The sequence below is a fragment of the Leptotrichia wadei genome (genome assembly GCF_007990445.1).
Lineage (GTDB): Bacteria > Fusobacteriota > Fusobacteriia > Fusobacteriales > Leptotrichiaceae > Leptotrichia > Leptotrichia wadei_A.
In genome coordinates this window covers 195272-218161 of the sequence record NZ_AP019841.1, presented here as the reverse complement: position 1 = coordinate 218161, position 22890 = coordinate 195272, and the positions used below count along the sequence as shown (strand labels likewise).

Here is a 22890-nt window from a genome sequence, read left to right as displayed (position 1 = left end):
GAAAATATTTGTCAACTACTTTTTTGAAATTTTTTTGATTTTTTTCAAAATTCAATTTGAGAGCCCATATTAAATACCATATTTCAAGCATTTTAGACAGTTTCTTTTAAAAAATTTTTTTGTAAAAAAAGTACCCTGATATTATTTTAGGTACTTTGTTTTTTGATTATTTAATATTTTAACTGAGTATACACTTCGTAACCTTTCAGCAAATCTCTAGCCTTTAAATCAACTAATTCTATCATAAATGCTAACTCGTAAACTTTAGCTCCTAATTTTTCCACTAGCTTAACCATTGCTTCGGCTGTTCCTCCTGTTGCTAACAGATCATCTACTATTAATATTTTTGAATTTTTTTCAAAGGCATCCTTGTGAATCTCTATGCTATTTTTTCCATATTCCAATGAATATTCCACACTTTCCACTTCTGCTGGCAATTTTCCAGGCTTTCTTGCCGGAACAAATCCAGCACCGATATTATATGCAATTGCAGCTCCAAAAATAAAACCTCTCGCATCGGCACCTACTACATAATCAATTCCTTTATTTTTATATCTGTCTGTAAAATCCTTTATGATAATTTCCAATCCTCTTTTATCCTTTAAAGCTGTTGTAATATCTCTAAAAGTTACTCCCTTTTCTGGAAAATCCTTCACTGAACGCACTAATTTCTTTAATTCTTCTTTTTCTTCAACTGTCATTTTATTTTTTTCCTCTTTTCTGAAATTTTAATTATAATATTAGAATTTTTATTCATTCCATAAACTTCCTAAATAATTTTCTACCTTTTCGCCATTCATTAATTTTAATAAATTCTCTTTAATATTTGGATAAACTGTCATTTTTTTGAGTTCTTCTTTTGTTACAAATTTCAAATCGGTTAAAACAGCTTCATCTCCTAATTTTATGATACTGTCATTTTTTTCATTGCGATGTATTCTAAAAAATAAATTTAAAATGTGACGCTCTTTATTTGGATAAATAGTTTCTGAAAAAAATAAAAACTCATCAACTTCTATATCCATATTTGTTTCTTCCTTGTATTCACGGATTAATGCTTCCTTTGCAGTTTCGCCCCAGTCATTTCCTCCACCAGGAATAAGCCAGTATTTTTTATTATTTTTGTAATGCTGGATTAGTAAAATTTTGTCATTCTCAATAAGAATTCCTGCTACACGTATTCGAGGTCTAATCTCTTCCATTTTCTCTCCTTACTTCTTCCTTGTCTTCTTTTTGCTCAATAATAATCGCTCTTACTCTTTCAACACGTTTATTATCTACATCCGTTACTTTCAATATAAAGTTATTTTCCTTAACTTGATCGAAAACTTCAGCAACTTTTCCCAATTTATCCTGAATATATCCAGAAATTGTATCATATTCTTCAGATACTGGGATTTCTATTTCCAATTTGTCATTTATTTCCTCAATAGGCGTGTCCCCTCTTATATCAAATATTTTTTCACGAATTTGTTGAATATTTTCCTCTTCCTGATCAAATTCATCCCTTATTTCCCCAACAATTTCCTCCAGCAAGTCTTCAATTGTAACTATTCCCTGAGTTCCTCCGTATTCATCAATTACAATTGCCATATGAAGCTGCTTTAACTTAAATTCTTCCAGTAATTCGACTAGCGGCTTTGTAATTGGAACAAAGTAGGCTTCCTTCATAAAATCCTTTATAGGCGGATTATTTCCTGTTTGCCTGTCATAATGAAGCAAATCCTTCATATGAACTGTTCCTACAATATTGTCAATCGTTTCGTTATAGATAGGAATACGTGTGAATCCTTGATCTAAAATTTCATTCCATACATCTTCAATTCTGTTTTCAGCCTCCAATGCAAAAACATCTATTCTGGGAGTAAGTATTTCCTTAACGGTCGTTTCTGAAAATTCAAAGATACTGCTTATCATTTCTTCTTCGCCTTCTTCAAACACACCGCTTTCTGTTCCAGCCTTTAAAAAAGTCAAAATTTCATCTTCTGTTATCTCAAACATCTGATCCTTTACTTTTATTTTAAATATTCCAACAACAAATCTTGAAATATGTATAAACAGCTGAATTAACGGTCTTAAAACAATTCTCACTGTATTTAACGGTATTATTAATGTTCTAGAAACTCCATAAATATTATTTCTAGCTACCAATCTTGGAATTAATTCTGAAAATAATAAAATAAAAATAATTAATACAAAAAATGAAATCCCCAAATAAAGACCTTTTGCATAGATTTTTTTTATTAAATAAATTCCTGTAAAAACCATTGAAGAATAAGAAATTGTCTTTACAAACAAAAGTGTTGTAAGCAATTCATTTGGATTTTCCAGCCAAAGTTTTAAAAGTTCGCTTTCCTTAGTTTTTTCCTTTTCCTTTGAATCGCTTTTTAAGTGAATCTGTTTAAGTGATGACAATGCAGATTCTGCAGCTGATAAAAATGATGTAAAAAACAATAAAACTAACAACAGAACAATATTCAACAAAATCCTTTTCTCTTCCAAATTTTATCCCTTCTTTTTTATTTATATTTTTTATAAAAATTACTCAATAATCATTAATGTTTGACCTTTTTTTATACTTTCGTTATCCTTAACAAAAATCTTTTTAACTTTCCCTGAAACTGTTGATTTAACTTCATTCATAAGTTTCATTGCTTCAACTATGCAAAGCGTTTGCCCTTCTGTTACAGAATCTCCTTCCTTTACAAATGGACCTGCCGCTGGTGATGGCGAACCATAAAAAGTTCCAACCATTGGAGAAGTAATTTTTGTTCCTGAAATTTCTTCTGGAGTCGCTTGCTGTACTGGAGCAGAATCTTCCGCTTCTTGAACTTCCACTTCCTGCGTAATATTTGAAGCCACTACAGGTTGAGCTATTGGACTTCCAAAAATAACATTTCTTTCCTTTTTTTTCTTAGTTAATGAAACTTCAAAATTATTATCTTCATATTTTACAGATTCAATTTTGTTTTCATTCATACTTTCAGCTAATTTTTCAATAAATTTAATTTTATCCTTCATTAATTTTCTCACTTTCTTTTTTTATTTTGATTTGTTTATTTTCTGTTTGTATGATTTTAATGTATTTTTTATTAGCATTGCGATTGTCATTGGACCGACTCCGCCCGGAACTGGTGTAATAAATGAGGCTTTTTTTGAAACTTCATCAAAATCCACATCTCCGCATATTTTCCCATCTACCCTATTTATTCCAATGTCAATTACAGCAACTCCATCTTTCACATCTGAACCTTTAACTAATTTTGGAGATCCTGCTGCCGCTATTATAATATCAGCCTTTTGAAGCTTTTCAGACAAATTTTTAGTTCTTGAATTACAAGTTTGAACTGTCGCATGCTTTTGCATTAATAAAAGCGACATTGGCTTTCCTACAATATTACTTTGCCCAATTACAACAATATCTTTTCCCGGCAATTCAATGCCATATTCTTCAAACATTTGAATTACTCCAAAGGGTGTGCAAGGCAAGAATCCTGTTTCATCTCCAATCATCATTTTCCCAATATTTGTTGTATGGAATCCATCCACATCCTTTTCTGCTGAAATTGCATTTATAACCTCCAGTTCATCAATGTGCTTTGGAAGCGGCAGTTGAACCAGAATACCATCTATATTGTCATCATTATTTAATTTTTCAATTTCCAAAAGTAAATTTTCCTCTGAAATATTTTCATCAAGTCTGATTGTTTCAGAATGAAATCCAACTTTTTCACAAGCTCTTATTTTATTTCTCACATAAATTTTAGAAGCTGGATTTTCTCCTACTATAATTACCGCAAGCCCAGCTTTTCTGCCAGCCTTTTCCTGCAATTCACCATGTACTTCTTTGATTTCCTCCAAAGTCTTTTCTGAAAGTGCTTTTCCATCAATTATAGTCATAGCTCTCCTTTCAATATTCTTTTTTTATTATTTTTAAAAGTCTACAAAACTTGATTAATACAACATTTTTCAACTTTTATTTTTTTACATTTTTCAATTAATTATTATTTATTCTCCAAAAATTCAATTCCTGCAATTTTGCTGAAATATCCATATCCACAACTTTTACGTTTTCACCTAGTTCCAATTTATAAGTCGTCATATTGAGTATCGCAGAAATTCCATTTTTTACAAGTCCTTCCGCTGCAATTTGTGCCTGTTCCTTTACAACTGCCAAAATTGCCATATCAATTTTCGTATTAGAATCATTTTTCATATTTTTTATAAATTCTCCTACATTTCTAATATCTTGAACAATCAAATCATTTGCAGCTACTTTTCCAATTTTATTACTATCCTTGTCAAATATTCCAACAATTTTAAAGCCTTCACCTAGAACATCTAAATTTGATGAAAGCATTTCTCCCATTTTACCGTGCCCTACAATTATAACATTGTTAATTTTGTCAATTCCAAGAATTTCTGTAATAATTTCTATCAATTTATCAACATCATAACCTTTTCCACGCACACCAAACTCACCAAATGTCGATAAATCCTTACGCACTTGAGCAGAAGTGGTATTCATAATTTTAGCAAGTTCAATTGAATTTATTTCATTATCCTGTTTTCTCGCTTCCTTTAGAATAGATAAATATTCTGTCAATCTTTGTACAACTCTTTCTGAAATTTCCAATTTTTTTAACTTCATATTTCCTCCTATGAAAATTAGAAAATTATCCACTTAAAAATTATAATAAAACATTCAAAAAAATAGATTAGCTATAAATATAGCCTAACTTTCTACCCACATTTTAAGATAGACGCTATAATAACTTTTCTCCAGCTGTCATTTTACGTCCATTAATAATATCGGCTCCCCTTTGAAGCTTTTTCCCTTCAAATTTTGCCTGCAAAATCAATAGCCCACCATTTGCAACTTTCACAACAGGCCCTTTTTTATTAATAATCTCAACAACTGTCCCATTTTCTATTTCATTTCCATTTTCATCCTCATACTTTTTATCAATTTTTTCACTTTTGTAAATTTTTATATTTTCACCTTTTTCATTAAAAGTATATGCCGCCGGAAACGGATTCAATCCACGTATCTGATTATAAATGACTTCCTTTGTATTATTCCAGTCGATTTTTGCCTGCTCCTTCGTAATCGGCTTCACTAAAGTAGCCTTGCTGTCATCCTGCTTTTCCGCCTGAACTTCCCCATTTTCAATCAATTTCAAAGCCTTAGTAAGCCCATCTGCTCCTAATTCCTTCAATTTATCGTGCAAAGTTCCAAGAGTGTCATCTTCTGTAATTTCACAATATTCCCTCAAAATCACATCTCCAGAGTCAAGCCCTTCTTCAATATACATTATGCTCACTCCAGTTTCGGCATCTCCATTTAAAATAGCAGAATGAATAGGCGAAGCTCCCCGATATTTTGGCAAAAGTGAAGAATGAACATTTATTATCCCATATTTGGGAATATCAATAATTTCTTTTGGTAAAATTTTCCCATAAGCCACAACCACAATCAAATCAGGATTTATTTCCTTAATTTTATTAATAACTTCCTCATCCTTCATTTTTCTAGGCTGAATAATTTCCACATTATTATCAATTCCAAACTGCTTTACAGGAGAAAATATTATTTTATTTCCTCTAGCATTCCTTTTGTCCTCTTTTGTAAAAATAAGCTGTAAATCAGTATTTTTAAATACAACTTCCAAACTTGGTATTGCAAATTCAGGTGTTCCCATAAATATTGTTTTCATTTAATTTCCCCACTTTCCTGACTTTTTTCCAAACACGTTTATTTTATTTAAATAAAAATAATATTCTAATCCAAGTCCCTGTAAATTCTACCCTTGGCAAAATCCTTCTTCAGAACATCCAGCTTTTTAGCAACAAGCCTTTTATTCAAAATTGAAAGCCTGTCTGTAAACAAAATCCCTTCAATATGGTCAAATTCATGCTGAAATGCCCTAGCCCACATTTCTTCCAATTCTTCAACAACTTCTTCCCCATTTTCATTCAAATATTTTACTTTGATTTTTGCAGGACGATTAACCCTTTTATAAACCCCAGGAATACTCAAGCATCCTTCCTCCATATCTGCAATTTCCTCAGAAAACTCCAAAATTTCAGGATTAACAACTTTTTTCAAAATCCCGTCGTGCTCAAGCACAAAAAACCTTTTAGCAATATCCACTTGATTCGCTGCAAGTCCCACTCCATTAGCCTTTCTCATAAGAGCAACCATTTCATCCAAAATTTCTCTTACATTATCATCAACTTCATCAACTTTTTCCGCTTTTTCTCGTAAAGTTGGATGTCCATATAAAACTATTTTCATTTTTATTTTTTCTCTCCTTATTAAACTCATTATTATACATTTTATTTTATCATATTATTTGATAAATTTTAATACAAAACATCAATTAATTTTTTATTTTTCATTTCTCAATTTTCTTAAATCCTAATTTAGTCTCCGACACAAGCACCGCAAAAAGTACCAATCCAGCCCCAACTGCCACTCTAAGCGACAATCTCTCACTTAATATAAAAAATGCAAAAAGTGGAGCAAATAACGATTCTGTCGACATTAAAATTGAAGCCCTCGTAGAAGTCGTATATTTTTGGCAAAATGTCTGCAGCACTGTCGGTATCGCCGTTGAAAAAATTGTCAAATAAATTATCGAAACTAGCATCATTCCAGCAGGCTTTTCAACTTTACCCACATCTGAAAAAATAAAAAAGTTTGCTACAAATAATATTCCCGCCACAAACATCTGTATAACGACCAATTTTAACGGCTCAACCTTTTTACTAAAATATCCATTTGTAGCAATCTGCCCCGCAAAAAACACCGCACTTATAATTGTCAAAATATCACCAAAATTAAGGTTTGCAAGATTCATCTTCCTGTCAAAACTAATTACAGCAACTCCTAGTACGCAAATAACTGAAGCCAGAAATGCAAAAACATCGGGACGCTTTTTATGCAGCAGCCAAAAAATATAAGGCACAATTATAACATTAATCGAAGTAAAAAAAGCATTTTTACTGGCAGTCGTAAGCATTGCCCCATAAGTTTGAAAGGCATATCCAAAAAACTGAAAAATTCCAACTATCAATCCAGCAAAAATATCATGTTTTGTAAATTTACCAATTTTTCTAAAGAAAATCCCGTAAAGAATAAGCCCTCCTACAAGAAATCTAATCGCCGATAAATAAAATGGATCAATTCCAGTATTTAACCCAATTTTTACAAATACAAATCCAAGTCCCCAAAATATCCCCACAAAAAGCAGCCCAAAATCTGCCAAATACTGTTTCACAAAATTTCTCCTTACCATATTTCAAATTAATCTTCTGAATTATTGAAAAACTTTTTATAAATATCCATTTTCAAAAATTCGTTTTCTATTTTCCCATCATTTTTTTCCAAATATTCCACCACAAAATCATGCACAAGTTTAATTTCCTTCACATTTTTTACAATATCCGTAAAAAGCATATCAGACACTCCACTTTGCCTTGTTCCTAAAATTTCCCCAGAATTACGTAATTTCAAATCTTCTTCAGCAATTTTAAATCCATCTGTCGTTTCTTCCATAACTTCCAGCCTTTTTGCCGAAATTTCATTTGTTGTTTCGGATTCCAAAAAGCAGTAGGACTGGTATTTCCCACGTCCAACTCTTCCACGCAGCTGATGAAGCGAGGAAAGTCCAAATCTTTGAGCATCACGGATTACCATAATCGAAGCATTTGGCACATTTACTCCAACTTCGATTACTGTTGTGGAAACTAGAATGTCAAGTTCATGATTCTTAAACTGTTCCATGACTTTCTGCTTTTCCTTGTAAGTTTGCCGTCCGTGCATAAGTCCGATTTTTCTATTTGGGAAAATTGAAATGTATTCTTCGTATGTTTCCTGTGCTGATTTTACATTCAGGCTTTCACTTTCTTCAATTAACGGCGACACTATATAAACTTGCCGTCCATCCTTCATTTTCTTTTCCATAAAATTATACATTTTTTGCCTGTCAATTTCATTTTGTATCCACTTTGTCTTAATCGGACTTCTTCCAGCAGGCAGCTCGTCAATGATCGAAACATCCAAATCTCCGTAAATTGTAAGTGCAAGCGAACGTGGGATTGGAGTGGCACTCATAACAATTAAATTGGCAAGATTTCCCTTGTCACGTAAAAGTTTTCGCTGTGTTACCCCAAATCTATGCTGTTCATCAATTACAATTAGTCCAAGATTTTTGAAAATTACATTGTCCTCGATTAGAGAATGTGTCCCAATTACAATGTCAACAAGCCCTTCTTTTATCTCGTTCAGTAATTTTTCCTTTTTCTTTCCCTTCACACTCCCAGTCAAAAGTTCCACTCGTATGTCTAGATTCATAAATTCATCTACAATTCCTAGATAATGCTGTGTTGCAAGAATTTCTGTAGGCGCCATAATTACACCTTGATAATTGTTTTCAACCATATAAAGAAGCATTATAAATGAAACAATCGTCTTTCCAGAACCAACATCTCCCTGAATCAACCTATTTACAATCTTTCCACCCTTTAATTCAGAATAAATCTCCTTTATCACACGTTTCTGAGCTTTTGTCAATTCATAATCCAGACTCTTTATAAATTTGCTCACAAGATTTTTGTTGTCCTCTAGTTTATAAATATTCTTATTTGCCTTGTCTACACTGAAACGATTTTGTAAAATTCCCATTTCCAGAAGCAAAATTTCCTCCAACATAAATCTTTTTCGTGCCTTACTTTGCTTTTCCTCATTTTCTGGAAAATGAATATTTAAAACCGCCTCTTTTCTTCCAAGCAGTTTCTCTTTCTGTAAAAATTCCTTTGGTAGATTTTCCTGTAATAAATATCCATAATCCATCAAGGCATTTTCCATAACTTTTCTGATTGCCTGCTGTCTAAGTGACTCGGTAGACGGATAAATTGGCAATATCTGCTTTTGTTCCTGCATATCAAAACTAGCCTGCTTGATTTTTTTATATTCAGGATTTACAAGCTGAAATTTCATAGTTTTTCTCACTTTTCCATAAACAGTAATTTCATCCCCAATATGAATTCCATTTTTCACAAACCTGTTATTAAACCACACAAGCTCAATCATTCCGCTATCATCACTCAAAACAGCCCGAAACATAGTCCTTCCAGATTTTATATACTGATTAACCACATTTACAACTGTTCCCTGCAAAATCACAAATTCATCTGCCAAAATATCACCGATTTTCTTATGATTATTTCTATTTTCATAAGCTCTTGGAAAAAAATAAAGCAGATCATAAAGTGTAGAAACTCCCAATTTTTTAAATTTTGGAATATTTGTTTTTGTAACACCCTTTATTTTTACATTTTCCAAATTTTCATAAAGCAAGTTATATGTTTTCATAGTCATTTCCGCCTTATTTATATTACTTTTCAAATTAAATCTGTATGTATAAATCAAATTAATTTTACTATAATAATACCATAATTTATTTAAATTTTCCATATTTAATAAAAAATAGAATAACATTTTTCATAACTAATCTTATATTTTATTAAGTGCGTTAGAACACTCGTGGCTTTAGCCATGAGATGAATACACCAACATTGAAAATGTTGCTTTAAAATTTGCAATATTACTAATTTTAGAGTATAATATATTTGGGTTTAAAATATAATATACAAATAAAAAGTAGCAGTGTAGACATAATGTCTTATCTAGTAGCGGCTATTGTGGACTAGCCAAAAAGAATAAGGATTTTAAAATCAAACTTCTTAGAAGATAACTTACTTTTTCAGTTGTCTTATGAAGCTCTTGACTTTTAGTCGTGAGTAGTTCACATTCAAATAAATAATTATTTGTAATTTAGTAAAAATAAAAACAAAACTGCCTCAATATTTTGAAGCAGTTTAATTTTTATCTTCATAAATTTTATTATTTAACAAAAAGATAGCAAGAAGTCTCCCGCTTCTAAAAGCGGGAGTAGTTCACTCATTCTATTTATTTTCGATAATCACTGTTTTAGGATCAACTTTATTCCCATAAACAGGCTCAAGAGTTGCTTTATACGCTTTTTCAAAGAACCCTTCCTTAGTAAGAGCATCTATTTCAGCATTTAGCCAGTCCAGCAGCTCCTTGTTCCCTTTTCTTACAGCTGGAGCAATGTAGTCCTGTTCCCCTAACTGTTTAACATCCACAACAAATCCTGGATTTTCTGTTGCCCATGCGAATACTAGAGTATTATCGTGTGCAAGTGCAGCTCCCCTTTTATCTAATAATGCATTAAATGTTTCTGTATTTTGGTCATATTTCAACAATTCTATATCTGGATAATTTTTAGTGAAGTAAATCTCTGCTGTTGTTCCTTTGTTCACTATCAATTTTTTACCTTTCAGCTCCTTCACATCTTTTATTGGAGCACCTTCTGGCGAAACAATCCCTAATGATACCTTCATATAAGGTTTTGCAAAATCAACTTTTTGTTTTCTTTCATCTGTTACTGTAAAGTTTGCTAGAATAATATCAACTTTATTTGATAATAAATATTCCACTCTGTTTGCAGCTTCCAATGTGATAAATTCTATTTTATTTTCGTCACCTAATAAATCTTTTGCAAGTCTTTTTGCCAAATAAATATCATATCCTTGATTTTTCCCATTTTCATCAACAAATCCAAATGGCGGCTTATCTCCAAATACTCCTATTCTAATTTTTCCTGCTTTTTTTATTGCCTCAATTGATCCCGGTTCAGCACTTCCCTTTCCACCTTTTCCACAGCTTATTGCAAATACTCCTAAAACTAAGATTGCAATAATTTTTACAAGCCTTTCAAAATTCTTTTTCATAATTACCTCCAAATTTATTTAATATTTTTATTATTTCTTATCCTAATTTTTCCAATTCATCTTTTAAATATTTAGCTAGTTCCAACATAGCATATTTCCCAGCTATTTTTTCAGCATCGGCATTGTAATTGGTATTTGTATTTATGTCATAAACAAAAACTTCATTGTTTTCATTTATGATAAACTCAATTGCCGCCACATCTATGTGGTTTTCTTTCAAAAATTTCTCATATTTTTCAATTTGATTTTCTGGCAATCTTTCAATAATTCTAAATTTTGTTTTTTCTGCAGCTTCTTCTCCTACAGGACAGAATTTATCATTTATCTGGCACGAATCTGCTGGACATAGTTCAAATCCATCGCTTGAGTCAACTTTTACGGCATAAAGATATTTTCCACCTATAAATTCAGCTCTTATGATATGTCCATCTACAGGCTTCACATATTCCTGAATCAAGCTTATTCCATCGACAGAATCTTCAAAATCGTTTCCATTTACATAATTGTCAAGTTCTTCATAACTTCTTATAAGCCTTACCCCAAGCCCTTTTCCAGCTCTGTTGTGCTTTATGATAAAAGGATATGTGTCAAGTTCCTTAGCAGCATTTAAGATTTGCTCTTTTCCCACAGTTCCCAATGTTTTTGGGGTATTTATCCCTGCCTTTTGCAGTAAGATGTATTGTTTCAATTTACTCACTTCAAGATTTATTGCAGATGTTCCATTAACTACACGGACTGCTTCTGTTCCTTTGTTTTCCAGCCATGTTAAGACTTGCTCCGTTAATTCTGGTGCATATCTATGCCCTCTTGTATGTGAAGAAGCGCTCATTCTGTTATAATACACGCCTTTTTCAGGCTCTTTTCCTATATTTAATATTCCTTCTGACAAATCCAGTTCTTCATAAGGAACTGACAATTCATCCAGCCTTGCAGTTAGATATCTTGTCCAATCCATATTTTCATGAATTATATATACTTTTGACATATTTTCATCCTTTCTATTTTTATTTTTAAAGTCTATTCAGTTACAGCTGCATTTTCTCGAAGTCCAGCATACACTTCCTCTGTTTCCACAACTTCATATTCTCCAGTTTTTTCAATAATCGCAGGAATAAGTGTGTTTCCAACTACATTTACCGCTGTACGTCCAGCATTTGCCAAAAAGTCAACTGATACAATCAAGGCAATGCCTTCTGCAGGTAAATTAAGTTGTGCCGCAGTTGCAAGCAGTACAACCAATGCTCCAGATGGAACTGCTGCAATTCCCTTTGTAATTATTGTCAAAAATAATATTAATGGAATTAATTGACCCCATGTAAGCGGAGTTGAGTACAAGTTTGTTATAAATGTTACCGATAAACTTATATAAATGCAGGCTCCAATAAGATTGAATGAATATCCAAGCGGTGTAGCAAAAGCTGAAACTGATTCAGATATTCCATTTTCTTCACTACGTTCAAGAAGCGTCGGCAAAACTACTGCAGAACCTCCTGTTGTAAAGGCTATTAGCACCAAATCCTTAATATTTGATAATAATTTTAAATAAGGAACTTTGAATACATATGCAATAATTGGAAATACGATTAATAGAGCCGCCAAGTATCCAACATAAAGAAGCAGTACAAACTGTCCTAACAAATACAAATCTCCAAGTCCAGTTTTCGCCACATTGCTTGCAATCAGTCCAAACACTCCCACAGGTGCAAATGCAATGGCATAATCTACAATCTTATACATAGCCTTTATCCAAGATTCAAAGAATGTTATAACAGGTTTATTGTCATCTCCAACAGCAATTAAGGCTATTCCCAGAAATACTGCAAAAAATATAACTGGTAAAAGATTTCCATCTGCAAATGCTGTAAATACATTTTTAGGTACAATTGATGTTAAGAAATCGTTTAAATTAATGTTAGAAGCAACATCTTTAATAGCTTCTGTGGAAATGCTTCCAGCTTTTATATTTGCACCAATTCCTGTCACTTTCCCTAAAATAAGGCTAAGCGTGATTACTAATGTTGTAATTGAGAAAAAGTGTAAAAATGTCTTAAACGCAAGATTTCCAAACTTTTTAGTATTTTTCATTGTAACTATTGATAAAACAACCAGCGGGAATACAAGCGGCACAATAACCATCTGAACTAAACTTGTAAACAGCACTCCCAGTATCTTTAACTCTTTAGCAAACGAGGGAAATAACTGCCCAACCAAAATACCTAATAATGCACCAATCAATATCTGTGCCAATAAATTCAATTTTCTAAATCCTAATAATTTTTTCATACTTTTATTCTCCCTTCAACAATTAGCATTCACTAAATTGTTTTACTGAATTTTTTATTTATATCAACAAAGCTGATTCCATCTTATCTTTCTTTTCAAAATTAAATATATTTAAGAATTTCTTAGCCCTTTCAGTTTTTGGATTTCTAAAAAATTCCAGCGGATAATTTGTTTCAACGATTTCTCCAGAATCCATAAATACTATTCTATCCGCAACCGCTTTAGCAAATTCCATTTCATGAGTAACGATTATCATTGTCATTCCTTCCTTTGCCAGTTCCAGCATTACATCCAGCACTTCTCTTACCATTTCAGGATCAAGCGCCGCTGTAACTTCATCAAATAGCATTATTTCTGGATTCATACATAGTGATCTTATAATTGCTATTCTTTGTTTTTGTCCTCCTGACAGTTCTCTTGGATATGAGTTCTTTTTATCTAGAAGTCCTACTCTTTCGAGCAGTTTTTCCGCTTGCTCCGTAACTTCCTTTTTATCCCTCTTCTGTACTTTAAGTGGTCCTAACAGAAGATTTTGCATAACTGTCATGTGATCAAATAATTCGTAACTTTGAAACACCATTCCTATTCTCTGTCGTATTAAATGCCATTTTGTCTTGTCTTTATTAATAACATTTCCTTGTAATTTTATTTCTCCAGACTGAATTTCTTCAAGTCCGTTTATACATCTTAAAAGTGTACTTTTCCCACATCCAGAAGGCCCCAGTATTACTACAACCTCGCTTTTATTTACTGAAAGTGAAACTCCTTTTAGTGCGGGTACGCCTTTTTTATATTCTTTTTTTATATCAGAAAGTTCCAATAAAACTTCCGAATCTGCCATTTTGCTTACCTCCATTTCCTTTATTTTTTAAACAGCCCATTTTTTCTCCATTTTCTTTGATAATAATGTAATTGGATAACAAATTATGAAATATAGAAAAAATATGAACAGATACACCCAGAATGGTGCCATCGGATTTTTCCTGCTTGAAAATTCTATAATTTGCCGTCCTATTTTTAGAACTTCTGCAACTTCTATAAAAATCGCAAGTGAAGTTGTCTTAATCATTCTTGTTATAAGGTTTACCGCTGCAGGTGCAATTCTTCTTACTGCCTGCGGAAGCAGCACATATCTATAAACCTGACTTGTATCAAGCCCCAGAGCCTTTGCGCTTTCCCCTTGAATTTTTGGAAGAGAAATAATTGCTCCTCTCACAATATCCATCATTTCAGCCGTTCCCCAAATCACAAACACTATTATTGTCGTAGTCTCTGAATCAATATGCAAATCAAAGCCTTTCGCAATTCCAAAATAAATTATGAACAGCCACACAAGCAAGGGAATGATTCTCATACTTTCCAGATAAAATTTTAAAGTCCAATAAATAATTTTATTTTTTGAAGTCATAACTATTCCTAAAATTAATCCAAATAATATTGAAAACACTATGGAAACAAGGGCAATTTGTCCTGTCACAATAAGCCCGCCCATAAGTCTTTGTAAATTGACTCCTTTAAAAATAACATCAATTCCCGACAGTTGCATATCTTATTCTCCTTTCAATTACTGTTAAAACAAACGAAACTGGTAAAATAATAATCAAATATGCTGCAACAAGCATAAACAGACTTTCATTCGTTTTATAATATAGTCCTATCAAATCCCGAGTCAGGTACATCAGTTCCATTAAAGCCAAAATCCCTATTACTGAAGTTTCCTTTAAAAGAAATATTATATTTGCCGCTATCGCTGGAAAGGAAACTGTAAATGCCTGTGGCAGTATCACATTAGTTATAAGCTGTGATTCTGTAAGCCCAATGCTTAGTCCAGATTCCCGCTGCCCTTTTGAAACTGACTCCAGTCCGCTCCGAAATGCCTCACACATATAACTTCCGCCAAGGAAAGATAATCCAATCACAGCACAGACATACGAATTAAATGTAATCCCGATTTTTGGAAGCCCAAAATACAGAAAGAACAGCTGTATTACAAGTGGCGTATTTCTCGAAAGCTCAATATAAACTCCCACGATCTGCCTAACCACTGGAACTCTATAATAAAGCACCAATGCACAAGCTATCCCAATCAATATTGAAAATATAATTCCAAAAATTCCTATAAACACAGTTAATTTCATTGCTTCTAAATATTTAGGAATATTTTCTACTATAAAATTAAAGTCCATTTTGTTTTTCCTTTCTAAAAATATTATTGTATATTTTACTTTTTTTATCTTTTATATTTGTATATAAAAATATTATACTATAAAAAAATTTATTTGTAAAGAATTATTTTTGTATATGCACATATTTTTTTTAACTTCTTCCTATTTCAATAAAAAAATCACAGCTAAATTAATAACTGTGATTTTCCAGTAAAAATATTTTTATTTATCCCAATATATATCCTTTAAATAAAAGTCCAACAGCAATTCCTAAAATACTTCCCCAAAATACTTCAATTGGAGTATGTCCCAGAAGCTCCTTAAATTTTTCATTAATAATTTCTATACCATCGTTATGTTCAATGGCATCCACCAGCCTATTTATAGCTCTTGCATGCTTTCCTGCCTGCTGTCTTACTCCTGTCGCATCATACAGCACAATCCCGGCAAACACCATTGCAATCGCAAATTCAACTGACCTGAATCCCTTTAGCAAAAATACGCCTGTTACAAGGGAAACTACTGTCGAAGCATGGGAACTTGGCATTCCGCCAGTCTGGATAAGCCTTGCCCATTGAGGCTTTTGACCCTTGAATAAAGGGAAAAAAACTTTGTAAAACTGTGCCGAAAAACATGAAATTACCGCAACATCAAGTAATCTATTTCCAAACAGTATTCCTCCACTCATTTATTTTTCCTCTCTATTTTCTTCCTATTTTTTAGCTTTACTTTTTCTAAACTTGTCAAATTCAGGAGTAATTTTTGCATCCTTTTTATGTTTAGGCTTGAAAAAAATCAATATATTCCCTATTTTATCAACAAATATTGATTTTGTACCTCTAGCGATTTCATCTCCCATTTCCCTGTCAAATTTAACTGAGGAATTTTGCAATATTTTTACTTTTATCAATTCTCTTTTTTTCACAACTTCTGCAATGGAATTTATCACATTTTCATCAATTCCATCCTTCCCAATTCTCACAATCGGATCTAAATTATGTGCCAATTTTCTTAAAAAAGCTCTCTCCTTACTTGAAAGCTGTATCATTCTAAACCTCCATTATAATTGGTAAAATTATAGGCTCTCTATCTGTTTCCTTATTAAGGAATTCTCCAACTTTTGCCCTTATTTTTTGCTTAATTTTTCCAATTTCCTTTATTCCTTCATTTTCCATATTAATAAGTTCTGTTCTAACAAGTTTCTTTGTTTCAGAAAGCAAGCTTTCCGCATCCTTATTATACACAAATCCACGTGTTACAAGCTCTACTTGCCTATTAAATTTTCCATTTCTATATTGAGAAATCGTAATAATTACAATTCCATCATCTGCCAGATTTTGTCTATCCTTCAGCACAGCATTTCCAACATCGCCAATTCCAAATCCATCAATAAATGTAGCCCCGCTCGGCACTCTTCCAACAGATCTGAAACTATTTTTAGACAATTCCAATTTTGCTCCATTTTCTGCCAAAACAACATTTTTTTCAGGTATTCCAACTGCCATTGCCAATTCCTTATGTTTTTTAATCATCGCATATTCTCCATGTACAGGCAGAAAATATTTAGGTTTCACAAGATTTATCATCAATTTTTGTTCTTCCTGGCAGCCATGTCCTGATACGTGTATTCCAATTCCTTTTTCAAAAACAACATTTGCATCCCGTTTCATAAGCTGATTTATATTTTTGGTAGCAGCTTTTTCATTTCCAGGAATAGGTGTTGCAGAAATTACAACTGTATCTCCTTCTCTTAATGAAATATGCTTGTGTGTCCCGTTTGCAATTCTGGAAAGTGCCGCAAGTGGTTCTCCCTGTGTTCCAGTACACAATATAAGCACTTTATTTGCTGGATAAGTTTCAACCTTGTCAATATCAATCATTATATCTCTCGGTATTTTTAAATATCCAAGATTTGAACATATTTCAAAAATTTTAACCATGCTTCTTCCGTCAATTGCAATTTTTCTTCCATGTTTTGTCGCAATATTTACAATTTGCTGCAATCTGTGAACGTGTGAAGCAAAAGCTGCCAAAATTATTCTTCCCTTAGCCTTTGCAAATTCATCCTTCAAACTTTCTCCAACTGTTCTTTCAGATGGCGTAAATCCTGGTATTTGCGCATTTGTACTATCCGAAAGCAAAAGATCCACGCCTTCTTCTCCCAGCTGAGCCAATCTTCCAAAGTCAAATCCTTCCCCGTCAACAGGAGTCAAATCAACTTTAAAGTCCCCAGAATGTAAAATAGTTGCTGCAGGAGTCTTAATGCAAATTGCATAACAGTCTGCAATACTGTGAGTTACACTTACAAACTCAACTGTAAAATATTTTGAAACTTTTAAAATAGTTCTTCCGCTAATAACCTTTTCCTTTGGTAATTTTGCATCTTTTTTTTCAAATTTTGCCCTTGCAAGTGCAAGTGTTAATCTTCCACCGTACATTGGTATATTTTCTGTCCCTAACTTTTGGTAAAAATAAGGGATTGCCCCTATATGATCTTCATGTCCGTGCGTCAATAAAAGTCCCTTTATTTTATGACAGTTTGATTCCAGATATGAAAAATCAGGAATTATAACATCTATTCCCAAATGCTCATCTTCTGGAAATGTAAGACCAGCATCCACCACAATAATTTCATCCTTGTATTGAAAAGCTGTCATATTTTTTCCAACTTCTTCAAGACCTCCAAGTGGGATTACATACATTTTTTCTTCTTTTCCATCCACTTTTCTGTCTATATGTCTATTCCTATCATTTACTCTTGGAATATAACGTATTTCATTTTTTTCATCTAAATGTCTTCGATTCGTACTTTTCCTTCTAAATCTTTTCATTCCAGATTTTATTTTATTAATATCTTCCTTCTTGGAAAAATTTCTTTTTAAGATTTGATTACCGAACTCGCCTTTTTCCTTTTCTGACATTTAGCAAACACCTCCTTCATTTTAATTTTTTACATTGTTATTATTTTTTAAATTCTTATTTTTTTCCTCTTGCTTTTTCTTTTCTTCTTCCTGTTTCTTTTTCTCAGCATCCTGTTTTTTCAAGACGTATTTATCTCTATATTTGTATATGAATTTTTGTGCCATAGCTCCTGAGGCTACTCCTCCATATCCTCCACCTTCTACAATTGATACAAAAACAATTTGAGGATTATCAGATGGAAAATATCCCGCAATCCACGAGTGGTTATCTCCAAATCCTGAATTTTGTGCAGTCCCTGTTTTTGCTGAAACTGGATAATTTGGTATATATAAAACTTTAGCTGTTCCACCTGGACCACTTACCGGCAATCTCAAGGCATTTTGTAATAGTTTCAAATTCTTTGGACTTACCTTCAATTTTTTTATTACTACAGGCTTATTATTTTCAACTTTTCCTGAATATGTCACAAATCTGTCAACAACCGTAGGTCTTAATTTTACACCATTATTAGCTATAGTTTGATAAACTGAGGCAATTTGAATTGGAGTTGCCAAAACATATCCTTGTCCAATTGACATATTTATCAAATCTCCAGGCAGCCATCTCTGATCCTGTTTCTTCTTAAATCTTTTCTTCTTCCATTCAGGACTAGGCAATGTTCCTGTCAATTCTCCAGGAATGTCAATTCCCGTCTTAGATCCAATTCCAAATTCCTTTGCATATTTTACAATATTGTTAATTCCAGCTTTTTGTGAAAATACATAATAATATGTATTTACAGATTGCTCTATGGATTTTGCAAAATTGGTAATTCCGCTTCCAGATTTATGCGAATCCCTAAATATTAACTTCCCGTATCTGTACTGTCCAGTTGAATTTACAGTAGCATAAGGAGAAATTCCAGATTCCAGTATTCCCATTCCCGTTACCGCTTTAAAAGTCGATCCTGGTGGATAAAGTCCAGCAATTCCCTTATTAACAAGCGGCTTTGCCTTTGAATTTACCAGTTCAGTCCATTGATTATCAGGTATTCTCGAACTTAATAAATTCAAGCTGATTTCAGGATTACTTACAAATGTAATTATTTTTCCAGTTTTAGCTTCCATTGCAATAAAAGCCCCGCTTTTACCTGAAAATGCATCTGTCATATATTTTTGCAATTCCATGTCAATTGACAAGTAGACATTTTTTCCTGCAACACTTTCTGTTGCCTCCACTTGCCTTATAACATTTCCTTTAGCATCAACTTCAACATTTTCCCTACCGTCTTGACCTTTCATTTCCTTGTCGTAAGAACGTTCAACACCTTTTTTACCAATCAGGTCACTATTTCTATATCCATCCTTTTCCAGATCCTTGAATTCCTTTTCACTAATAGGCTTTACGTATCCAATAACATGCGATGCAAGCGCATCTTCAGGATAAAATCTCTTATTATACTCCACAATGTCGATTCTGTCATTATTAATTTTTTCAATTGCCCTTAATGCCACCTGCTTGTCTAAATCTTCAATAACAAGTATCTTTTTATCAGTTCCCATTCTTTGCTGCTTATAAAATCTATCTATAAGATAGTCAACCTGATATCCTGTAAGCTGGCTTATAGTATTTATATCGCCCATTGTTTCCTTAATCCGTTTTGCCACAGCCTTACGTTCGTTAGCAAGCCTAGCATCCATCTTTTCTGGCGTCATTCCCTTAACTTCCTTTAAAAGTTTCAAGTCATTTGGATCTAACGTATATGTATGCATATGAACCAGCTGATATCCTGTTGTATTTTTAGCAAGCAATTTACCTTCCCTGTCGTAAATTTCTCCACGTGTAGCTTTTATTATATTTGTTCTAATTCTATTTTGCAATGCCTGTTCTGCATATTGTGAAGCCTCTAATATCTGCAATGTAAACAGACGTGCAATTAATATTAGAAAAACAGCTCCGACAAGAATAAGAAAGGCAATAAATCGTACATTTTTCTCTTCTTTATCTAATTCTCTCATAATTTTCCTCTTTATAACTGTTATCTATTCTGTTTCCTCGTTTCCTTCATTCACGCCATTATAAAAATCATCCAGTCTGTAGTAATCTCTAGCATCTTTACTAAACACGCTTATAACTATATCTCCGGCATCAATAAGAACCCAGTTAGCCTCCTCAAGCCCTTCCACATTTTTCACATTTTCAAGGCTTTTCTTTATATCAGTCGCTATCGCTTCAATATTTCTAGAAGAACTCCCAGTACACAATATTGAATAATCAAAAAATGGCGATTTTCCTCTCATATCATACACTTTTATATTCTGTGCCTTCTTATCCTCCATAATATCAATTATTTCCTGAACTTCCTTTTCATAATTGTTATTCAATTCACTCATTTCCTGAACTTCCTTTCTTTTTATATTTTTTTATTTATCAAATTATTTCTGCTTTAATTTTTTATTTAAAAAAATCAATACAATTTAAGTTTAACTATAATAACTGATTTGACTAAAACAAGTATTAATCAAAATTTAGTCAAAAAGAAAATGGGCATCAAATAAAAAAAATTATTAATAATTAACTTAAAATATTTAATAATTGCACAAAAATCCTTGTATAAATTATTTATTACTGCTATTGTATATTATATTATATATTCAGCTAATTTTCAATTTATTTCTTAATTTTAGTAAAATAAAAAGCTATATATAAAAATTAGCAATAATGCCACAGACAACAATTGCCGCAGTTTCTGCCCGCAAAATCCTTTTTCCCAAACTAATTTCTATTGCCTTATTATTTTTTAGAAAATCAACTTCATCCGCTGTAATTCCACCTTCAGGCCCAATTATATACAAAATATTCTTATCTTCTTTTTTTATTATTTCTGATAAAGATTTTGATTCACCACTATTTTCATAGGCAAAAATTATTTTATCATATTTTTGATAATCAATTTCCGAAAGTCTCTTTACAGATGTAATTTCAGTAAATTTCACTCCTCTGCATTGTTTCAGCGTTTCCCTTGCAACGACATCCCATTTTTCCTTTTTTTCATTAATTCTTACAACAACTCGTTCAGTTTTTAAAGGAATTATGCGATTTACACCAATTTCTGTCAGTTTTTGTATTGCTAAATTCATTTTTTCATTTTTCAAAATCCCCATCGCAATATCAATATTTATACTCAAAGAATAACTGTCTTCTTTTTTTTCCAATATTTTTACAACTATTTCCTTTTTTGAAATTTCAGCAATTTTTGTAAAATATTCACATTCCCCGTCAATTACCCGCAATTCATCACCTATATTTAAACGATACACATTTTGAACATGATTACAGTCTGATCTGTCTTTTATCAAAATTTTTCCATTATTTTCATCAATATTTTCTTTTTCCGCTATTACTGTCAACAACAGTTTTTCACCTCATTTTTTACTTAATATCATTTTCCACTTAAATAGCAAATTTACTATAAATTCTTTGAAAAAGTTCAAAATCCAATAGATATATTCAATAACCTAAGTTTTTTTATTTTTACAAGATGTCAAGATCCCTTGCTTCAGTATATTTATTTTATTAAATTCTAAATTTTTTTTGTTATCGAACAGATCTAGTATAATTTGGCTTTTTAATTGGAGTTTAGTGTCAATTGTTATCTTTAAATTTTTATTTTTTTCCACTAAATATTTTTTCAATTCCTAAATGGTTATATCCTAATTCTGTCACAACTCTTCCACGTGGAGTTCTTTTTATAAACCCAATTTTTACAAGATATGGCTCATAAACCTCTTCAATTGTCCGTCTGTCCTCCCCGAGCAAAAGCGACAAAGTTTCGATTCCAACAGGTCCTCCATTATAAACATTTATAATCGACAGCAAAATATTCCTGTCAAGCTCATCCAGGCCATTTTCATCCACTCCTAACAATTTCAGGATTCCATCCACGCTTTCCTTTTCCAGAACTCCCGAACCTTCCACAAGTGCAAAATCTCTCGCCCTTTTCAATAGCCTGTTCGCAATTCTAGGCGTCCCTCGACTTCTTTTGGCAATTTCCGTAATTCCATCCTCATCATAGGAAATATCAAGAATATTCGCCCCTCTTCGTATAATTTCCTTCAATTCTTCCAGCTTATAATATTCCATCCTATGAGTAACTCCAAATCTATCCCTAAGCGGCGTACTCAACTGCCCTGCCCTTGTAGTTGCCCCAATCAACGTAAATTGCGGCAATTCCACACGTATACTTCTAGCAGACGGCCCTTTCCCAATAAGAATATCCAGTTCTCCATCTTCCATCGCAGGATACAAAATTTCCTCCACAGATGTATTCAATCTATGAATTTCATCAATAAATAAAATATCATTTTCCTCCAAAGACGTCAAAATAGCCGCCAAATCTCCTGCCTTTTCCAGCACAGGCCCAGTTGTCACCTTCAGATTCACTCCCATTTCCGTAGCAATAACTCCTGCAAGCGTAGTTTTCCCTAGCCCTGGAGGCCCATAAAGCAAAATATGATCCAGCGACTCATTCCTTATTTTAGCAGCTTTTATAAATATATTCATCTTCTCTTTCAAATCCTGCTGGCCAATATATTCCTTAAAAGTCCTTGGCCGTAAACTTTTCTGAATATTGTCCTCTCCCAATTCCTTAGGTTCCAATATTCTTTCTTCATTCATTTTTTCTCCTCAATAATTCTTTAAATCCTCTAGTCTAATTGTT

At 32.5% G+C, this 22890-nt stretch carries 23 protein-coding genes; all 23 read right to left on the bottom strand.

All coding sequences use genetic code 11. From position 1 onward, the window contains the following. Window positions 1-170: 170 nt before the first annotated feature. The 23 genes from FVE74_RS01105 to ruvB all read right to left on the bottom strand — a co-directional run bounded on the left by FVE74_RS01105 (window position 171) and on the right by ruvB (window position 22847). Window positions 171-701, bottom strand: coding sequence for an adenine phosphoribosyltransferase (locus FVE74_RS01105; RefSeq protein ID WP_147002825.1), 531 nt, complete (start codon window positions 699-701; stop codon window positions 171-173). Window positions 702-749: 48 nt separating this feature from the next. Further along, a complete protein-coding gene (locus FVE74_RS01100) occupies window positions 750-1202 on the bottom strand; it encodes an NUDIX domain-containing protein (RefSeq protein WP_147002824.1) in 453 nt (150 codons plus the stop codon). Beyond that, complete coding sequence (locus FVE74_RS01095; protein WP_147002823.1) at window positions 1189-2502, bottom strand: hemolysin family protein; 1314 nt, start codon at window positions 2500-2502, stop codon at window positions 1189-1191. Before FVE74_RS01095 ends, FVE74_RS01100 begins: the two co-directional genes overlap by 14 nt. 39 nt (window positions 2503-2541) lie before the next feature. After that, window positions 2542-3021 carry an acetyl-CoA carboxylase biotin carboxyl carrier protein gene (gene accB / locus FVE74_RS01090; RefSeq protein ID WP_147002822.1) on the bottom strand — a complete coding sequence of 160 codons (480 nt, stop codon included), beginning with the start codon at window positions 3019-3021 and terminating at the stop codon, window positions 2542-2544. 21 nt (window positions 3022-3042) lie between these two features. After that, window positions 3043-3900: a bifunctional methylenetetrahydrofolate dehydrogenase/methenyltetrahydrofolate cyclohydrolase FolD gene (gene folD, locus FVE74_RS01085; RefSeq protein WP_147002821.1), complete on the bottom strand. Its 858-nt coding sequence runs from the start codon at window positions 3898-3900 to the stop codon at window positions 3043-3045. A 97-nt stretch (window positions 3901-3997) separates the two neighbouring features. Beyond that, window positions 3998-4651, bottom strand: coding sequence for a redox-sensing transcriptional repressor Rex (locus FVE74_RS01080; protein ID WP_147002820.1), 654 nt, complete (start codon window positions 4649-4651; stop codon window positions 3998-4000). Between the two features lie 115 nt (window positions 4652-4766). Next, complete coding sequence (gene fmt / locus FVE74_RS01075) at window positions 4767-5717, bottom strand: methionyl-tRNA formyltransferase (protein WP_018499219.1); 951 nt, start codon at window positions 5715-5717, stop codon at window positions 4767-4769. 65 nt (window positions 5718-5782) lie between these two features. Then, the gene (gene def / locus FVE74_RS01070; protein WP_147002819.1) at window positions 5783-6298 is read right to left on the bottom strand and encodes a peptide deformylase; all 516 of its coding nucleotides are present in this window, start codon (window positions 6296-6298) and stop codon (window positions 5783-5785) included. A 100-nt stretch (window positions 6299-6398) separates the two neighbouring features. After that, window positions 6399-7283 carry a DMT family transporter gene (locus FVE74_RS01065; RefSeq protein ID WP_147002818.1) on the bottom strand — a complete coding sequence of 295 codons (885 nt, stop codon included), beginning with the start codon at window positions 7281-7283 and terminating at the stop codon, window positions 6399-6401. 26 nt (window positions 7284-7309) lie between these two features. Continuing rightward, window positions 7310-9379 (bottom strand): ATP-dependent DNA helicase RecG, encoded by a 2070-nt coding sequence (gene recG / locus FVE74_RS01060; protein WP_147002817.1) that lies wholly within the window; start codon window positions 9377-9379, stop codon window positions 7310-7312. 593 nt (window positions 9380-9972) lie between these two features. Continuing rightward, entirely contained in the window at window positions 9973-10821 is an 849-nt protein-coding gene (locus tag FVE74_RS01055) for a cysteine ABC transporter substrate-binding protein (RefSeq protein WP_147002816.1), read from the bottom strand. A gap of 37 nt (window positions 10822-10858) precedes the next feature. Further along, window positions 10859-11806: an ATP-grasp domain-containing protein gene (locus FVE74_RS01050; RefSeq protein ID WP_147002815.1), complete on the bottom strand. Its 948-nt coding sequence runs from the start codon at window positions 11804-11806 to the stop codon at window positions 10859-10861. A gap of 32 nt (window positions 11807-11838) precedes the next feature. After that, the gene (locus FVE74_RS01045) at window positions 11839-13104 is read right to left on the bottom strand and encodes a dicarboxylate/amino acid:cation symporter (RefSeq protein ID WP_147002814.1); all 1266 of its coding nucleotides are present in this window, start codon (window positions 13102-13104) and stop codon (window positions 11839-11841) included. Window positions 13105-13162: 58 nt separating this feature from the next. After that, complete coding sequence (locus tag FVE74_RS01040) at window positions 13163-13945, bottom strand: amino acid ABC transporter ATP-binding protein (protein ID WP_147002813.1); 783 nt, start codon at window positions 13943-13945, stop codon at window positions 13163-13165. 27 nt (window positions 13946-13972) lie between these two features. Continuing rightward, on the bottom strand, window positions 13973-14650 hold the full coding sequence (locus FVE74_RS01035; RefSeq protein ID WP_146997814.1) for an amino acid ABC transporter permease: 678 nt from the start codon (window positions 14648-14650) through the stop codon (window positions 13973-13975). Then, on the bottom strand, window positions 14631-15290 hold the full coding sequence (locus tag FVE74_RS01030; protein ID WP_147002812.1) for an amino acid ABC transporter permease: 660 nt from the start codon (window positions 15288-15290) through the stop codon (window positions 14631-14633). The genes FVE74_RS01035 and FVE74_RS01030 overlap by 20 nt, the downstream gene beginning before the upstream one ends. A gap of 205 nt (window positions 15291-15495) precedes the next feature. Beyond that, complete coding sequence (locus tag FVE74_RS01025) at window positions 15496-15957, bottom strand: divergent PAP2 family protein (protein ID WP_018499439.1); 462 nt, start codon at window positions 15955-15957, stop codon at window positions 15496-15498. A 24-nt stretch (window positions 15958-15981) separates the two neighbouring features. After that, complete coding sequence (gene yhbY, locus FVE74_RS01020; RefSeq protein ID WP_018499440.1) at window positions 15982-16317, bottom strand: ribosome assembly RNA-binding protein YhbY; 336 nt, start codon at window positions 16315-16317, stop codon at window positions 15982-15984. A 1-nt stretch (window position 16318) separates the two neighbouring features. Further along, window positions 16319-18190, bottom strand: a complete 1872-nt coding sequence (locus FVE74_RS01015; protein ID WP_147002811.1) for a ribonuclease J — start codon at window positions 18188-18190, stop codon at window positions 16319-16321. Between the two features lie 21 nt (window positions 18191-18211). Further along, on the bottom strand, window positions 18212-20188 hold the full coding sequence (gene mrdA / locus FVE74_RS01010) for a penicillin-binding protein 2 (RefSeq protein ID WP_147002810.1): 1977 nt from the start codon (window positions 20186-20188) through the stop codon (window positions 18212-18214). Window positions 20189-20212: 24 nt separating this feature from the next. Next, entirely contained in the window at window positions 20213-20563 is a 351-nt protein-coding gene (gene rsfS, locus FVE74_RS01005) for a ribosome silencing factor (RefSeq protein WP_147002809.1), read from the bottom strand. A 306-nt stretch (window positions 20564-20869) separates the two neighbouring features. Next, on the bottom strand, window positions 20870-21583 hold the full coding sequence (locus tag FVE74_RS01000; RefSeq protein ID WP_147002808.1) for an RsmE family RNA methyltransferase: 714 nt from the start codon (window positions 21581-21583) through the stop codon (window positions 20870-20872). Window positions 21584-21836: 253 nt separating this feature from the next. Then, window positions 21837-22847, bottom strand: a complete 1011-nt coding sequence (ruvB, locus tag FVE74_RS00995; RefSeq protein WP_147002807.1) for a Holliday junction branch migration DNA helicase RuvB — start codon at window positions 22845-22847, stop codon at window positions 21837-21839. Window positions 22848-22890: the final 43 nt, after the last annotated feature.

Excerpts from the sequence above, each read along its gene's own strand:
- folD (WP_147002821.1), bottom strand. The coding sequence starts at position 3,900 with ATGACTATAATTGATGGAAAAGCACTTTCAGAAAAGACTTTGGAGGAA.
- yhbY (WP_018499440.1), bottom strand. The coding sequence starts at position 16,317 with ATGATACAGCTTTCAAGTAAGGAGAGAGCTTTTTTAAGAAAATTGGCA.
- fmt (WP_018499219.1), bottom strand. The coding sequence starts at position 5,717 with ATGAAAACAATATTTATGGGAACACCTGAATTTGCAATACCAAGTTTG.
- FVE74_RS01080 (WP_147002820.1), bottom strand. The coding sequence starts at position 4,651 with ATGAAGTTAAAAAAATTGGAAATTTCAGAAAGAGTTGTACAAAGATTG.
- FVE74_RS01050 (WP_147002815.1), bottom strand. The coding sequence starts at position 11,806 with ATGTCAAAAGTATATATAATTCATGAAAATATGGATTGGACAAGATAT.
- FVE74_RS01015 (WP_147002811.1), bottom strand. The coding sequence starts at position 18,190 with ATGTCAGAAAAGGAAAAAGGCGAGTTCGGTAATCAAATCTTAAAAAGA.
- FVE74_RS01100 (WP_147002824.1), bottom strand. The coding sequence starts at position 1,202 with ATGGAAGAGATTAGACCTCGAATACGTGTAGCAGGAATTCTTATTGAG.
- FVE74_RS01045 (WP_147002814.1), bottom strand. The coding sequence starts at position 13,104 with ATGAAAAAATTATTAGGATTTAGAAAATTGAATTTATTGGCACAGATA.
- FVE74_RS01035 (WP_146997814.1), bottom strand. The coding sequence starts at position 14,650 with ATGCAACTGTCGGGAATTGATGTTATTTTTAAAGGAGTCAATTTACAA.
- FVE74_RS01040 (WP_147002813.1), bottom strand. The coding sequence starts at position 13,945 with ATGGCAGATTCGGAAGTTTTATTGGAACTTTCTGATATAAAAAAAGAA.
- recG (WP_147002817.1), bottom strand. The coding sequence starts at position 9,379 with ATGAAAACATATAACTTGCTTTATGAAAATTTGGAAAATGTAAAAATA.
- FVE74_RS01055 (WP_147002816.1), bottom strand. The coding sequence starts at position 10,821 with ATGAAAAAGAATTTTGAAAGGCTTGTAAAAATTATTGCAATCTTAGTT.
- FVE74_RS01105 (WP_147002825.1), bottom strand. The coding sequence starts at position 701 with ATGACAGTTGAAGAAAAAGAAGAATTAAAGAAATTAGTGCGTTCAGTG.
- accB (WP_147002822.1), bottom strand. The coding sequence starts at position 3,021 with ATGAAGGATAAAATTAAATTTATTGAAAAATTAGCTGAAAGTATGAAT.
- mrdA (WP_147002810.1), bottom strand. The coding sequence starts at position 20,188 with ATGAGAGAATTAGATAAAGAAGAGAAAAATGTACGATTTATTGCCTTT.
- FVE74_RS01030 (WP_147002812.1), bottom strand. The coding sequence starts at position 15,290 with ATGGACTTTAATTTTATAGTAGAAAATATTCCTAAATATTTAGAAGCA.
- rsfS (WP_147002809.1), bottom strand. The coding sequence starts at position 20,563 with ATGAGTGAATTGAATAACAATTATGAAAAGGAAGTTCAGGAAATAATT.
- FVE74_RS01025 (WP_018499439.1), bottom strand. The coding sequence starts at position 15,957 with ATGAGTGGAGGAATACTGTTTGGAAATAGATTACTTGATGTTGCGGTA.
- ruvB (WP_147002807.1), bottom strand. The coding sequence starts at position 22,847 with ATGAATGAAGAAAGAATATTGGAACCTAAGGAATTGGGAGAGGACAAT.
- def (WP_147002819.1), bottom strand. The coding sequence starts at position 6,298 with ATGAAAATAGTTTTATATGGACATCCAACTTTACGAGAAAAAGCGGAA.